The following is a 14,052-nucleotide window of genomic DNA, read 5'->3' as shown; positions in this document are numbered from 1 at the left end:
GCGCCTACATCGTCAATCAAGCTTATTTCTAAACACATGAGGTTCGAATGAAAAACGTTGCGGTTATATCACTCGGTTGTGATAAAAACAGGGTAGACACCGAGCACATACTTTTCAGAGTAGTGCGCGGCGGTTATGCCGTAAGCGACGTTGCGGACGCGGACGTTATTATTATCAACACTTGCGCGTTTATCGAGAGTGCGCGGCAGGAAAGTATAGACACCATTCTCGAATGCGCCGAGCTCAAAAAATCGGGCAAGTGCAAAAAGCTTATCGTCACGGGCTGTCTGCCACAAAAACACAAGGACGAGCTCATAAAAGAACTGCCCGAGGTCGACGCCTTTTTGGGCGCGTTCGAGTACGAAAAGCTCAAAGATATACTTGAATTCGAGACCGACGAAATCGGCAACGCTGACGAGAATACGTTTTATTCGGCGGAGAATTGCGGACGGCTTCTTACGACCTATCCGCACGTAGCCTATCTCAAAATAGCCGAGGGCTGCAACAACAAATGCACGTTTTGCACGATCCCGAAAATACGCGGCGAATATCGTTCAAGACCTGTTGACGACATATTGAAAGAAGCCGAGTCGCTCGTCACCGACGGCGTGAAAGAGCTTATACTCGTAGCGCAGGACGTAACGCGTTACGGGCTGGATATAGGCGAGTCGCTCGTGTCGCTTTTGAAAAAGCTGTCGGGGCTTAGCGCAAATATTCGGTTATTGTACTGCTATCCCGAGCAGGTGACGGACGAGCTTATCGAGCTTATCGCAACCACGCCCAACATAGTCAAGTATATCGATATACCCGTTCAGCACGCTTCGGATAAGATTTTAAAGCTTATGAACAGGCGCACTACGGGCTCTGCGATACGCACGCTCGTAAACAAGCTTCACGATAACGGCATAGTCGTGCGTACCACGCTCATGGTCGGGTTCCCCGGCGAAACGCAAGCCGAGTTCGACGAGCTGTGCGACTTCGTAAATACATGCATGCCCGAGTATGCGGGCGTATTCGCTTATTCCAAAGAGGACGGTACGGCTGCGGCGCGACTGCCCGACCAGGTCAAAAAAGCGGACAAGATAAAGCGCGTAAAAACGCTCGGCGCGCTCTGTACGGCGGCAACGCGCGAGTTCAATAAATCGCTCGTCGGCAAAACGATAAGGGTGCTTTACGAGGACGTAGATTTCGATAAAAATATGTTTATCGGGCGCGCCGATTTTCAGACCCCCGACGTGGACGGCGTTGTGTACTTCAAAGCGAACGGCGTGGACGTAGGCAATTATTACGAGGTCAATATAGACGGGTACGACGATTACGACCTTTACGGCACGGCGGTCGGCACCGACTACATAGACGAGGAGATCGATCAATGAAAATGAATTTACCGAACAGGCTCACGTTATTCCGCGTGGTTATGATCCCTGTGTTTATAGTGCTTTATTTCGTCGAGTTCGAGGGGCACAAAGCGGCTGCGCTCGGCGTGTATTTTTTGGCGTGCGTTACAGACTTTCTGGACGGCTATATCGCACGCAAGAATAATCTTGTAACAAACTTCGGTAAGTTCGTCGATCCCGTTGCGGACAAAATGCTCGTAGCGAGCTCGCTGATCGCTATTTGCGTTACCGCGCCTATCGTCGAGCCTGCAAACGTTTATACCATATTGATAGCCGTGTATACCACGCTCATACTGTCGCGCGAGCTTATGATAAGCGTATTTAGGACAGTAGCCGCCGATAAGCGCGTGGTTATAGCCGCGGATATAACGGGTAAGATAAAAACTATGGTCCAAATGATGGCTACGTTCGCGCTAATACCCGTGACCGATTTCTACGCTTGGAACGAGATGGCGGGCATAGTGTTCTTCTACGGCGGGTTCGCGCTCCTGTCGCTCGCAACGCTTTTGACCGTTATATCGGGCGCGCATTATCTTATTAAAAACAAGCAAGTATTGGCAGATTAAACGCGAGGAGAGAAAAGCATGAAAGTCGGTTTTTTGGCAATAGATAAACAGCCCGTCGACGTTCGGGAAGCGAAGATCGCATTGTTCGATAACGGGCATACGCTTGATGTCATTATGACGGTTGGCGCTTCCGATATAGACTTTGCGCTCAATCAACTTCGTTCCGTTTGCGACGCGATAGTGATATCGGGCAATATCAACGCGTTCTACGATACGTATAAGGACACGCTGTCGTCGCGCCCCGAAAACTTTGATTTGGACGGCAAAATTCACAGCGTGTCGCGCGAGATAACGCCGGAGTTTTTGACCGAAAAGTTTATCCCGCTTTTAAACAAGAAAAGCAAAAAGAAATTCGGCGTTATTGTTTTCAAAACGTACGGCAAGTCCGAAGCCGAGCTTAGAACTTTATTAAAAGACTATATGGGAAAAAAGAGCAAGGTACAGCTCGGATTTTTCCCCGACTTTTTGGAGTGCGAGGTCCACGCGCGCTGCGCCGCAACCATGGCAAAAGAGGAGATGAACGGTATCTCGCTTAAACTCAACGAGCTTTTGTACGGCTGCACGTATTCATACGATAGGATAAGCATAACGGAGCGCGTTGCGCAAATGCTTGCCGAGGAAGGGCTCAAAATCAAGATCGCCGAAAGCTTCACGGGCGGCGCGCTCGGCTCGGCGTTCACGATGCTTCCCGGCGCGAGCGAGTATCTCGTAGAAGACTTGGTAACGTACTCCATTACTTCCAAAAACAAGCGATTGGGCGTTCCGCTCGAAGTCATAGCCGAGCACGGCGCGGTAAGCGGCGACACCGCTTACAATATGGCGCTCGGGCTCATGTCGAGCGGTGATTGCGATATAGCGATAGCGACTACGGGTAATGCAGGTCCTACCGTGCAGAACGGCAACGCGGGCTTGTGCTTCGTCGCGCTCGGCATAGCGAGCGAAAAGAGTATCGCCGTCGTCAAGTACACGTTCGGCAGCGACCGCGAAACAAATATCAAATCGGGCGTTAAAAACGCTATGTTCCTTTTGTACGAGAGCCTAGTCAGCTATAAGCAAAAGCTCAAACGCCGCAGAGCGCAAGCCGCGCAGCAACAGCAGTACGCGGCGGCACAGCAACAACAGTACGGCGCACAGCAGTACGCACCGCAGCAGCAGCCCGTAAGCCAGCAGTATGCGACCGCGGCGCAGCCTCAGCAACAACCGACCCAGCAACAACAACAGACGCAGTTCATAGCTCCGTCGCTCATGCCCGATATCGTAACGAGCGACGACGATAATCAGTAGTAAAACCAAAAGAGGTATATCATGGATAAGAAAGAAAAGTTCAAAGTCTACAACACCGACATGACGCAGGCGGAAAAGGAAAAAGCGCTTGCCGACACGATCGCCCAGATCGAAAAGAATTACGGTAAGGGCTCTATCATGCGCATGACGGACAGCGTTGCCGCGCCCGTCGATGCTATTCCCACGGGCTGCTTGTCGCTAGACCTCGCGCTCGGTATCGGCGGACTTCCGTGCGGAAGGATAGTCGAGATCTACGGACCCGAGAGCAGCGGTAAAACCACGCTTGCGCTCCACGTGATCGCCGAAACGCAAAAGACGGGTGGTATGGTCGCGTTCATCGACGCGGAGCACGCGCTCGATCCCGTGTACGCGCAAAAGCTCGGTATCGACCTTTCCAGACTCTATATATGCCAGCCCGACAACGGTGAGCAAGCGCTCGACATTGCCGAGCAGCTTGTGCGTTCGAGCGCCATGAGCGTAGTCGTTATCGACTCGGTCGCCGCGCTTACTCCGCAAGCCGAGATCAACGGCGAGATCGGCGAGAGCCACGTAGGTCTTCAAGCCAGGCTCATGTCGCAGGCGCTTCGTAAGATCGCTGGCGTTTGCAACAAGACCAAGACCTGCATAATCTTCATCAACCAGCTCCGCGAAAAAATCGGCGTTATGTACGGCAACCCCGAGGTCACGCCCGGCGGCAAAGCGCTTAAATTCTATTCGAGCGTTCGGCTCGACGTAAGAAAGGGCGAGCCGCTCAAAGACGGCGCGAACATCATCGGCAACCGCACCAAGGTCAAGATCGTAAAGAACAAGCTTGCGCCTCCCTTCAAGACCTGCGAATTCGATTTGATTTTCGGCAAGGGCATATCAAACGAGGGCGTTATCCTCGATATGGCTATCGATAACGGCATTATCGTTAAGAGCGGCTCGTGGTTCTCGTATAACGACGAGCGGCTCGGTCAGGGCAGAGAAACCGTCAAGTCGATCATTCTTTCGCGCCCCGAGCTTATGCAAGAGCTCGAAGTCAAGATCCGCGATCTCGTCGTGCAAAAGGGCGGCATACCGTTCGAGGACGGCGAAAGCTCGGACGACGACGCGGAATAATAGATAGTTATGTTTGATTACGTTTCGGGCAAGGTAGCTTCGGTGGGCGAAAACCGCGTAGTCGTCGATTGCGGCGGCGTGGGGTTTGCGCTTACCGCAACTTCCGCCGCTTGCGCTCGTGCGATAGGTAACCCTACGGCGAGCTTCCCCGTATACATGGCTGTACGCGACGACGCGATAGAGCTTTTCGGGTTTAGCGACGAAAAAGAACGCGAGCTGTTTTTGCTTTTGATAACCGTGTCGGGCGTAGGACCCAAGCTCGCCGTGACCGTTCTCGGCGGCATGGCGCAGGACAGGCTCTTACAGGCGATAGCGTGCGCCGACGTGGCCGCGCTCTCTACGATAAAAGGCGTAGGCAAAAAGACGGCGGAGCGTATCGCGCTCGAATTAAAGAATAAAATAGCCGATAACGTGGACGCGGGACTTACGGTAGGCGACGTGCTTAACGTTCAGCCCGTCGACGATAAAGTGCTTGCGGCGCTCATGGGGCTCGGATACGAACGCAAGGAAGCGGAAGCCGCTATCAAAAAAGTGGCGGGGCCCGATATGTCGACTGAGGAAATCATCCGCGCCGTATTAAAAGGTTAAAGCATAATACGAGAAATTTATGAACGATAAACGTTTTATTGCCAATAGAGAGCTCATCACCGACGACGGCGATACGTCGCTGAGGCCTACCACCTTCGACGACTATATCGGTCAGGACAAGGTCAAGTCGCTTCTTAAAGTGTACGTAGCGGCGAGCAAGGCGCGCGGTGAGGCGCTCGACCACGTTCTTCTGTACGGTCCGCCGGGGCTGGGTAAGACCACGCTCGCGCATATCATTGCGGCGGAGCTCGGCGTTGAAATCAAGGTTACGAGCGGTCCGGGCATCGAGCGCGCGGCAAACCTTGCTTCGTTGCTTACCAATATGCAAGAGCGCGACGTGCTGTTCCTCGACGAGATCCACAGGCTCAACCACTCGATAGAAGAAGTGTTGTATCCCGCAATGGAAGACTTTGCGCTCGATATTTCGACGGGCAAGGGCGCGGGCGCGACTTCTATAAGGCTCAATCTCAATAAGTTCACGCTCGTAGGAGCGACCACGCGCGCGGGTATGCTTACGGGGCCCCTTCGCGACAGGTTCGGCGTTATTTGTCGGCTCGAACCGTACTCGGCGGACGATCTCGTGCGCATAGTCAAGCGCTCGGCAAGGCTTCTTAAAATTTCGATAGACGACGACGCGGCGAAAGAGCTCGCTTCGCGTTCGCGCGGCACACCGCGTATAGCCAACCGCTTGTTAAAGCGCGTGCGCGATTTCGCCGAGGTGTACAACAACGGCAATATCGCGCTCGATATAACGGTCAAAGCGCTCAACGACATGGAGATCGACCCGCTCGGGCTCGACTACAACGATATAAAATTACTGTCCGCGCTCGTCGAGAAATTCGAGGGCGGACCGACGGGGCTCGACACGCTCGCCGCCGCGATAAACGAGGACGCGGGAACGATAGAGGATGTTATCGAGCCGTATCTCATTCAGCTCGGATTTATAGCTAGAACTCCTCGCGGCCGCATTGCGCTCGGCGCGGCGTATAAGCACTTAAATATTAAGCCGCCCAAAAAAGCCGCCGAGCAACTGTCATTTCTCGACTTAGATAAAAAAGATGAATAAAAGCGATTTCTATTACGACCTGCCAAAAGAGCAGATCGCTCAAACACCTATCGAGCCGCGCGACAGTTCGCGGCTTTTGGTTTACGATAGCCTAAGCGGAAACATGGAGCATTTGCATTTCTACGATCTGCCCAAACTGCTAAAAAAAGGCGACCTTCTCGTAGTCAATAACACCAAGGTTCTGCCCGCGCGCGTCGTCGGTACCAAAACGGACACGGGCGCGAAAATATCGTTCCTATTGCATAAGCGCATAGATAAGGACACTTGGGAATCGCTTTGCCGCCCCGCCAAGCGCGCGAAAGTAGGAAGTAAGCTTGTTTTCGCCGACGACTTGATGGGCGAGATAGTGGGCGAGGGCGAGGAAGGCGCGCGCACGCTGCGGTTCAGCTATGACGGCGTGTTCGAGCAAATACTAAACCGCATAGGCGAAGTACCTCTCCCGCACTATATCCATAACGAGCTTAAAAGCATAGACAGGTATCAAACGGTATATGCCGAAAAGGAAGGCTCGTCCGCCGCGCCGACTGCAGGACTGCACTTTACCGATAGGCTTATGGACGAGCTGAAAGCTATGGGTGTGGAGTTTGTGGACGTGCTATTACACGTCGGTTTAGGTACGTTCTTACCCGTTAAGACCGACGAGATCACAGACCACAAAATGCACAGCGAGTTTTACAGCGTGAGCGAGGAAGCCGCAAACAAGATAAACGCGGCTATCGCCGAGGGTAGGCGTGTGATAGCTGTCGGCACTACGTCGGTACGCGTTCTGGAATCGTCGTCAACCCCCGACGGAAAGGTAATAGCGGGCAGCGGCGAAACGAGTATTTTCATTTATCCGTCCTATAAATTCAAGGTCGTTAAATCGCTGATAACCAATTTCCACCTGCCGGAGTCAACGCTCATAATGCTAGTAAGCGCGTTGATCGGCAGAGAAACTACGCTCGATATTTATAATACCGCAGTGAAGGAAGGGTATAGGTTTTTCTCATTTGGAGATGCCTGTTTCTTCCTTTGAGCGCGTATGCATCGGCGGATACGGGCTACGCTTGCTCGGAGGCTCGGTCATGTACTTTTGTGTACACTCCCGTCGCCTCCTCACAACTGTTGCCCGTCTGCGCCGCGCCTACGCTCTCAAAGTGGTACATTGTGGATGTCACTCAGCTTTAAAATAGTCCTAATAGTATAACAATAATAATCAAGGATAACAATGTCTGAAAAGTTTTCGTTTAAGGAAATACACGTTTGCAAGCAAACGGGCGCGAGAGTGGGCGAGTTCACTACGCCGCACGGCGTTATCAAAACGCCCGTGTTCATGCCCGTCGGCACGCAAGCGACTGTCAAAACGCTCGCGCCGTACGAGGTGGAAGAACTCGGCGCGGATATTTTGCTTGCCAATACTTACCACCTGTATATGCGCCCCGGCGAGGAGCTTGTAAAAAAGGCTGGCGGGTTGCATAAGTTCATGGATTGGCACAAGCCCATTCTTACCGACAGCGGCGGCTTTCAGGTTTTTTCGCTGTCCAACCTAAACAAGATAACGGACGACGGCGTGGAGTTCAGCTCGCACCTCGACGGCTCGAGGCATTATTTCACGCCCGAAAAGTCGATAGATATTCAGAACGCGCTCGGCTCGGATATAATTATGGCGTTCGACGAGTGTAGTTCGCCCGATTGCGACAAGAAGTACGCATCGCGTGCGCTCGACCGCACTACGCGCTGGCTCGAACGCTGTCACAACCATCACAAGAACGACGAGCAAATGCTGTTCCCCATAATTCAGGGCAATATGTTCGAGGACCTTCGCGTGCAGTCGGCGCGGCAGTCCGTGCCGTTTGCCAAGTGCGGTATCGCGATCGGCGGGCTGTCGGTAGGCGAGCCCAAAAAGGTCATGTACAGAATGCTCGACGCGCTTCGCCCCGAATATCCTCAAAATATGCCGCGCTATCTCATGGGCGTGGGCAGTCCCGACTGCTTGGCGGAGGGCGTACTTCGCGGCATAGATATGTTCGACTGCGTTTTGCCTACGCGCACCGCGCGCAACGGTCTGGCGTACACGAGCGGTGGAAAAATCACTGTAAGGAACGCCGCATATAAAGAGGACTTTACTCCGCTCGACCCCGAATGCGATTGCTATACCTGCACGCACTTTACGCGCGGCTACCTTCGTCACTTGATAAACGCGGGCGAGGTGCTCGGCGCGCGACTCATTTCCTACCACAATTTGTACTACCTAACGCACCTGATGGCGCGCATACGCGAGGCGATAATGAACGACCGATACGGCGATTTCATTGCCGAGATGCGCACGCGAAAAGAGTACACCGACAACGTTAAACCTACCGATTTTGCCGATGGAATATAAGCTTATACGAAGCAATCGCAAGACCTTGTCTATTTGCATAACGGGCGGCGAAGTGGTCGTTAAAGCGCCTTTAAAGACGTCTAAGGAGTATATAGAAAAATTCTTAGCGGAAAAGAGCGGTTGGATAGCTAAAAAATTAGCCGAAAGCAAGCGTAAGACGGATGCGTTATCCACTGTCATAAACGGTCAAAATATTCTCTATCACGGCGCGTTTTACGCGGTTGAGATTTCGGCGGAACGCAAGCGCACGGCGTTCGACAACGGCAAATTGCTCTTGCCCGAAAAGTATGAGGGTAATAGGTTTTACGCGATAGCGCAGTGGTATAAACGAATAGCCAAGACCGAGTTAAAACTATTGCTCGACGAGTGCTCGGCGCGCATAGGCTTAAAGTACGGCGAGTTTTCGCTCACCAACGCCAAGACCAAATGGGGCAGTTGCGACGGCAAATGCAATATCATGCTCAATTGGCGGCTCGCCATGCTCGACAGCGAGCTTGTAGAGTACGTGCTCGTTCACGAGCTGTCGCACACCGTTCACCACGACCACAGCGCGGCGTTTTGGCAAGAGGTAGGAAAGTATATGCCGAGGTTTAAGGCGGCTAAGAAAAGACTGAAAACTTATTCGATACTGACTTCATTATATAGGTAATATTTGAAAGTACATTCATCGCGTGATACGGGCTACGTTTAGCTCGGTTGCTTGGTCATGTACGTCTATGTACACTCCCGTCGCACCCTCGCTAACTGTTGCCCGTCTGACGCGCGACTGTACTTTCAAACAAATTATGAGGATTTTATATGCGTATATTGGGAATAGATCCCGGCTATGCGATAGTCGGGTACGGACTGATAGAATACGAAAAGGGCAAGCTCACGCCGCTCGATTACGGCGCGGTCGAAACGCCTGCCAAAATGCCGACGCCCGATCGGCTCTTAATGATAGAAAAGGATATAACCGATATAGTGACCGACTTTCAGCCCGACGAGATAGCAATAGAGGAGCTGTTCTTTAACACCAATATAACGACGGGTATCAAGGTAGCGCAGGCGCGTGGCGTAGTGCTTTTGTCATGCGCCAAGCTATGCAAAAATCTTTTCGAGTATACGCCGTTGCAAATCAAATCGACGGTAACGGGCAACGGCAACGCGGCAAAGTCGCAGGTCCAGTTCATGGTTAGGTCGCTGTTAAGATTGAGAGATACTCCCAAGCCCGACGACGCCGCTGACGCGCTCGCCGCCGCTATATGTCACGCCTATTCGGCGCAGGGCATAAAGCGCGGATTAAAGTGATATATAATATTCAAACAAAAACGCCGTAGGCATTAGCCTAGGGCGTTTTATGATTATTAAGACTATTTCAAAAATTTCTTTACGAGGAAATCGTTGAACTTCTTAAACGGTTGATAGCGCATGGGGAGATCGAGCCAAGTCTTTTTATTAACAATGCTCTTGTAGTGGGTGAACGTTTCAAACCCAACCTTGCCGTGGTACGAGCCGAGTCCGCTCGCGCCGAACCCGCCGAAGGGCATATACGTGGTAGCGAGATGAATAACAACGTCGTTCACGCATCCGCCGCCGAAGCCGAGCGAGGTCGTAAGCCGTTTTATGCGCTTGCGGTTAGACGAGAAGATATAGAAAGCGAGCGGCGCGTCGTGGCTCGACACGTAGTCGGTTATTTCTTTTTCGTCCTTGTACGTGAGGATAGGCAGAACGGGTCCGAAGATTTCTTCCTGCATTACGGGATCGTCGGCGGTTACGTTTATCATGACGGTGGGCGCGATTTTGAGCGTATCTCCGTCGCTGTCGCCGCCGCAAACCGTCTTTTGGGGATCGATCAAGCCCGTCACGCGGTCGAAGTGCTTGCGGTTTATCATTTTGCCGTAGTTTTCGTTTGCGAGCGGGTTTTCGCCGAATTGAAGCTTGATTTGCTTTTTGATTTCTTCTACGAGTTTATCGCGCACGCTTTCCGCGCAGAGTATGTAGTCGGGCGCGACGCAGGTCTGACCGAGGTTGAGAAACTTGCCCCAGACTATGCGCTTGGCGGCGAGCTTGATTTTTGCCGTTTCGTCCACTATGCACGGACTTTTGCCGCCCAGCTCTAAGGTGACGGGGGTGAGAGTTTTTGCGGCGTTCTCGTAGATTTGAGTGCCGACGCGCTTACTGCCCGTAAAGAAAATATAATCGAATTTTTGGTTTTCGAGCGCGGCGTTGACCTCGCCGCCGCCGAGCACTACGGCAACGTATTCGGGCGGGAACACACTCTCTACAACGCGCTTTATCGCTTCGCTCGTATTGGGCGACGATGAGCTCGTTTTGAGAACGACAGTATTGCCTGCGGCAACAGCGTCCACGAGCGGATCGATAGAGAGCAAGAACGGATAGTTCCACGGACTGAGCACCAGCACCGTGCCGTATGGCGAGGGCTGGCGATAGCTTTTGGATACGTATTGCGCGAGCGGTGTTTTGCTGCGTTTAGGCTTGGCAAATTTGTTAGCGTGCTTTATCATAAAGCTCAATTCGCTGAGCGCGAGTCCCGTTTCACACATATAACTTTCGCTCTGCGATTTGCCTAAATCCTTATAAATCGCTTCGTGAAGCGCGTCGAGATTATTGCGTATCGCATTGCGGAACGCTTTGAGCATTTTAATGCGGTACTTAATATCGAGCGTTTTTCCGCTTTTGAAAAAAGCTTTTTGGCTTTCTACCAATTCGGTAATTTGTTGTTCGGTCATGTTAGATATCTCCGCGAATTTTCAAATACATAGTTTTAAGTTTTTTCTTATCCCACAGCTTAGGAACGGGGTAGAGCGGGTTGGCTTCCTTTTCGGCGTTGGAAGCGAGCTCGGCTATGTCCTCGTCCTTTATGCAATCGATCGTTTTGGGAATGTTAAACTGTTCGTTGAACTTTTCGATCTTTTCGATAATGGTATTCTCCGCGATTTCGGGCGAGGTTTTCTTGTCCGCAAGTCCGCAAAATACCGCTATCTTTTTAAGCTTTTTGTATGCCGCTTTGCCGTATTCGCGTAAAACGACGGGAAGTATAACGGCGTTGGCAAGCCCGTGCGGCACGTCGTACTTTCCGCCGAGCGAGTGCGCAAGCGCGTGAACGTACCCGACGTACGCCTTGGAAAACGCCTTGCCCGCCTTGTGCGAGGCGATAAGCATATTCTTGCGCGCCTCTTGCGTGCCGTCTGTGTAGGACGAGGGAAGGTTTTCGAACACGAGCTTGATCGCATCAAGCGCGTCGCGGCGGGTCGATTTGTTTCCGCTCTTGCCGATATACGCTTCGATCGCGTGGGTGAGCGCATCCATACCCGTAGTGGCGACCACCGCGGGCGGGAGAGTCATTGTAACGCTCTCGTCAAGCACCGCGTACTTGGGGATAAGCGGGAAGTCGTTTATCGCATACTTGTGCCGAGTGTCGCTGTCGACGACAACGCAGGCGAGCGTGGTTTCGCTGCCCGTGCCGGCGGTCGTGGGTATGGCGATAAGGAGCGGTATTTTCTTGCGCACTTTGAGTATGCCGCCCAGCTTAGCGAGCGTCTTTTTGGGACGAGCAACGAGCGCGCCCACGCCCTTGGCGCAGTCCATAGGCGAGCCGCCTCCGAACGCTATAAGGCTGTCGCAACCGTTTTCGCGGTACAGCGCAAGCGCTTCCGCGACGTTAGCCGAAGTAGGGTTAGCTACGACCTTGTCGTATATCTCGTACGATAAGCCATTTTCTGTAAGACTATCGGTCAGCCCGTTTGCAAGTCCCAGTTTTACGATAGTTCCGTCGGTAACGATAAGCGGCTTTTGCTTGCCGTTGATTTTAAGGACTTCGGCGATATTCCCGATGCTTTCTATAAGCTTGGGATCTTTGTATGGCAGTAGCGGCAGCGCCACCTTAAATACGAACTGAAATATTCGGCAGTACGCCTTTTTGAAAATATTCATTTTGATTCCTTTAATTCAATGTTGATTTATCAACATTTATTATAAAGGTTTATCGCCATGTTGTCAAACGTATTATTTGATAAATCAACGAATAGAGTAAAATTTTGACGAAACGGGGTAATGAATATAAAAAAGTTGAATAACCGCGCGCAAATAATTGACTTTAAACAAAATATGTGCTAAGATATCACTGTTTAGGGGAGTAGCTCAGTTGGTAGAGTCGCGGTCTCCAAAACCGTTGGTCGCGTGTTCGAGTCGCGTCTCCCCTGCCAATAACCCCACCCTTAATGGGTGGGGTTATTTAGTAGGGGAGCGCGACTCGCTCTGCGCCGAAGTAAGGCATAGAAAGCGAAGAACTTGGTAAAGTAAGTTTGATATCGTTAGTGTGTTTGAAACTTCGGCGCGGTATTCGCTAACCGCTTGCGCGAAGCGCAAAGGTCGCGCGCGAGTCCCGCGCGCTGTCGTGTCGTAGCCCATCGCACGGGGGTATTTTTTAGAGGAGCGCGACTTTTCAAAGAAGTTCAATAGGTAATTATGATTAAATCGGTAGACATATATACGGACGGGGCGTGCAGCGGCAATCCCGGAAAAGGCGGATGGTGCGCCATACTTCTGTACGGCGGAAAAGAAAAAGTGCTGTCGGGCGGCGACGCCGATACCACCAATAACCGCATGGAAGTATACGCCGCGATAGCGGGGCTGTCCGCGCTCAAAGAGAAGTGCGCGGTCAATCTTTACTCCGACTCGGCGTATCTCGTCAACGCCATAGAGCAGCGTTGGCTGAATAACTGGAAGCGTAACAATTGGCGTACCGCCGATAAAAAAGAGGTCAAGAATCAAGACCTGTGGCGCGCGCTCGACGAGCTTTTGAATAAGCATGAAGTTACTTTCATTAAAGTAAAGGGTCACGCCGATAACGAGTATAACAACCGTTGCGACGAGTATGCACGCGGCGAAATTGCCAAGCTATGAAAACGCATTCATCGGCGGATACGGGCTACGTTTGGCTCGGCGGCTTGGTCATGTACGTCTATGTACACTCCCGTCGCCTCCTCGCCAACTGTTGCCCGTCTGCGCCGCGACTACGTTTTCAATACGGATTAAGGATAGAGGATAAAGAATGTTGACAGTAAAGCAAGCCGAACACGAGATAGAGATCGCAGAAAAGCTCACGCCGGGGCTGTGGGTAGCGCATAGCAGGTCGGCGGGTGATAACGCGCGACTTATTGCGCGGAAGTGCGGCATGGACGAGGACAAGGCGTATGTTTTCGGGCTGCTTCACGATATAGGTCGGCGCGACGGTTCTTGGAATAGCCGACACATGATCGATGGATATAATTACATGACGAGCATTAACGAGCCCGAGATAGCGCGGATATGTCTAACTCATTCGTTTCCGATCGACAAAGATATTTCGCAGTATATAGACAGAATAACGATAACCGACGAGCAAAAGCTGTTTTTGGTCGAATATCTTAAAGGCATTGAGTTTGACGATTACGATTTGCTTATACAGCTTTGCGACGCTATATCTCTGCCGCAGGGCGCGGTGCTCATGGAAAAGCGGTTGATGGACGTTGCGCTTCGGCACGGTGTGAGCGATTTTTCCATTAAGAAATGGCGAGACTTTTTCGAGCTGAAAAAGCTATTCGACGGCAAATGCGGCTGCAATATCTATTCGTTCCTGCCTAACGTGGTGGAAAACACCTTCAAAGATTTATAAGCATAACCGTAATTACATATAATAATTAC

At 51.8% G+C, this 14,052-nt stretch carries 15 protein-coding genes and 1 tRNA gene; 14 read left to right on the top strand and 2 right to left on the bottom strand.

All coding sequences use genetic code 11. From position 1 onward, the window contains the following. The first annotated feature begins 47 nt into the window (after positions 1-47). The 10 genes from rimO to ruvC all read left to right on the top strand — a co-directional run bounded on the left by rimO (position 48) and on the right by ruvC (position 9,654). Positions 48-1,376, top strand: coding sequence for a 30S ribosomal protein S12 methylthiotransferase RimO (gene rimO / locus HDT28_09155; protein ID MBD5132731.1), 1,329 nt, complete (start codon positions 48-50; stop codon positions 1,374-1,376). A gap of 2 nt (positions 1,377-1,378) precedes the next feature. Further along, positions 1,379-1,963, top strand: coding sequence for a CDP-diacylglycerol--glycerol-3-phosphate 3-phosphatidyltransferase (gene pgsA, locus HDT28_09150; GenBank protein MBD5132730.1), 585 nt, complete (start codon positions 1,379-1,381; stop codon positions 1,961-1,963). Between the two features lie 18 nt (positions 1,964-1,981). Then, positions 1,982-3,247 carry a CinA family protein gene (locus tag HDT28_09145; GenBank protein ID MBD5132729.1) on the top strand — a complete coding sequence of 422 codons (1,266 nt, stop codon included), beginning with the start codon at positions 1,982-1,984 and terminating at the stop codon, positions 3,245-3,247. Between the two features lie 60 nt (positions 3,248-3,307). After that, the gene (gene recA / locus HDT28_09140) at positions 3,308-4,348 is read left to right on the top strand and encodes a recombinase RecA (protein MBD5132728.1); all 1,041 of its coding nucleotides are present in this window, start codon (positions 3,308-3,310) and stop codon (positions 4,346-4,348) included. Between the two features lie 9 nt (positions 4,349-4,357). Next, entirely contained in the window at positions 4,358-4,936 is a 579-nt protein-coding gene (gene ruvA / locus HDT28_09135; protein MBD5132727.1) for a Holliday junction branch migration protein RuvA, read from the top strand. Between the two features lie 19 nt (positions 4,937-4,955). Continuing rightward, positions 4,956-6,002, top strand: a complete 1,047-nt coding sequence (gene ruvB / locus HDT28_09130; protein MBD5132726.1) for a Holliday junction branch migration DNA helicase RuvB — start codon at positions 4,956-4,958, stop codon at positions 6,000-6,002. Continuing rightward, complete coding sequence (gene queA / locus HDT28_09125) at positions 5,995-7,017, top strand: tRNA preQ1(34) S-adenosylmethionine ribosyltransferase-isomerase QueA (protein ID MBD5132725.1); 1,023 nt, start codon at positions 5,995-5,997, stop codon at positions 7,015-7,017. Before ruvB ends, queA begins: the two co-directional genes overlap by 8 nt. Positions 7,018-7,209: 192 nt before the next feature. After that, positions 7,210-8,364 (top strand): tRNA guanosine(34) transglycosylase Tgt, encoded by a 1,155-nt coding sequence (gene tgt, locus HDT28_09120; protein MBD5132724.1) that lies wholly within the window; start codon positions 7,210-7,212, stop codon positions 8,362-8,364. Next, positions 8,354-9,013: a M48 family metallopeptidase gene (locus HDT28_09115; protein ID MBD5132723.1), complete on the top strand. Its 660-nt coding sequence runs from the start codon at positions 8,354-8,356 to the stop codon at positions 9,011-9,013. Before tgt ends, HDT28_09115 begins: the two co-directional genes overlap by 11 nt. A gap of 149 nt (positions 9,014-9,162) precedes the next feature. Next, complete coding sequence (gene ruvC, locus HDT28_09110) at positions 9,163-9,654, top strand: crossover junction endodeoxyribonuclease RuvC (GenBank protein MBD5132722.1); 492 nt, start codon at positions 9,163-9,165, stop codon at positions 9,652-9,654. A 62-nt stretch (positions 9,655-9,716) separates the two neighbouring features. Here ruvC and HDT28_09105 read toward each other — a convergent pair whose 3' ends face one another. Both HDT28_09105 and HDT28_09100 read right to left on the bottom strand, forming a co-directional pair. Continuing rightward, the gene (locus HDT28_09105; GenBank protein MBD5132721.1) at positions 9,717-11,096 is read right to left on the bottom strand and encodes an aldehyde dehydrogenase; all 1,380 of its coding nucleotides are present in this window, start codon (positions 11,094-11,096) and stop codon (positions 9,717-9,719) included. A 1-nt stretch (position 11,097) separates the two neighbouring features. Beyond that, positions 11,098-12,300 carry an iron-containing alcohol dehydrogenase gene (locus HDT28_09100; GenBank protein MBD5132720.1) on the bottom strand — a complete coding sequence of 401 codons (1,203 nt, stop codon included), beginning with the start codon at positions 12,298-12,300 and terminating at the stop codon, positions 11,098-11,100. A gap of 196 nt (positions 12,301-12,496) precedes the next feature. Here HDT28_09100 and HDT28_09095 point away from each other — a divergent pair. The 4 genes from HDT28_09095 to HDT28_09080 all read left to right on the top strand — a co-directional run bounded on the left by HDT28_09095 (position 12,497) and on the right by HDT28_09080 (position 14,023). After that, positions 12,497-12,572 (top strand) — tRNA-Trp (locus HDT28_09095). Between the two features lie 265 nt (positions 12,573-12,837). Then, positions 12,838-13,272 carry a ribonuclease HI gene (rnhA, locus tag HDT28_09090; GenBank protein MBD5132719.1) on the top strand — a complete coding sequence of 145 codons (435 nt, stop codon included), beginning with the start codon at positions 12,838-12,840 and terminating at the stop codon, positions 13,270-13,272. Continuing rightward, positions 13,269-13,427 carry a hypothetical protein gene (locus HDT28_09085; GenBank protein MBD5132718.1) on the top strand — a complete coding sequence of 53 codons (159 nt, stop codon included), beginning with the start codon at positions 13,269-13,271 and terminating at the stop codon, positions 13,425-13,427. Before rnhA ends, HDT28_09085 begins: the two co-directional genes overlap by 4 nt. Then, a complete protein-coding gene (locus HDT28_09080; GenBank protein ID MBD5132717.1) occupies positions 13,421-14,023 on the top strand; it encodes an HD domain-containing protein in 603 nt (200 codons plus the stop codon). Before HDT28_09085 ends, HDT28_09080 begins: the two co-directional genes overlap by 7 nt. Positions 14,024-14,052: the final 29 nt, after the last annotated feature.

Source organism: Clostridiales bacterium, assembly GCA_014799665.1.
Classification (GTDB): Bacteria; Bacillota; Clostridia; order Christensenellales; family Pumilibacteraceae; genus Anaerocaecibacter.
Note: the sequence above shows the minus strand (reverse complement) of the source record. Positions and strands in the feature narration are given on the sequence as shown.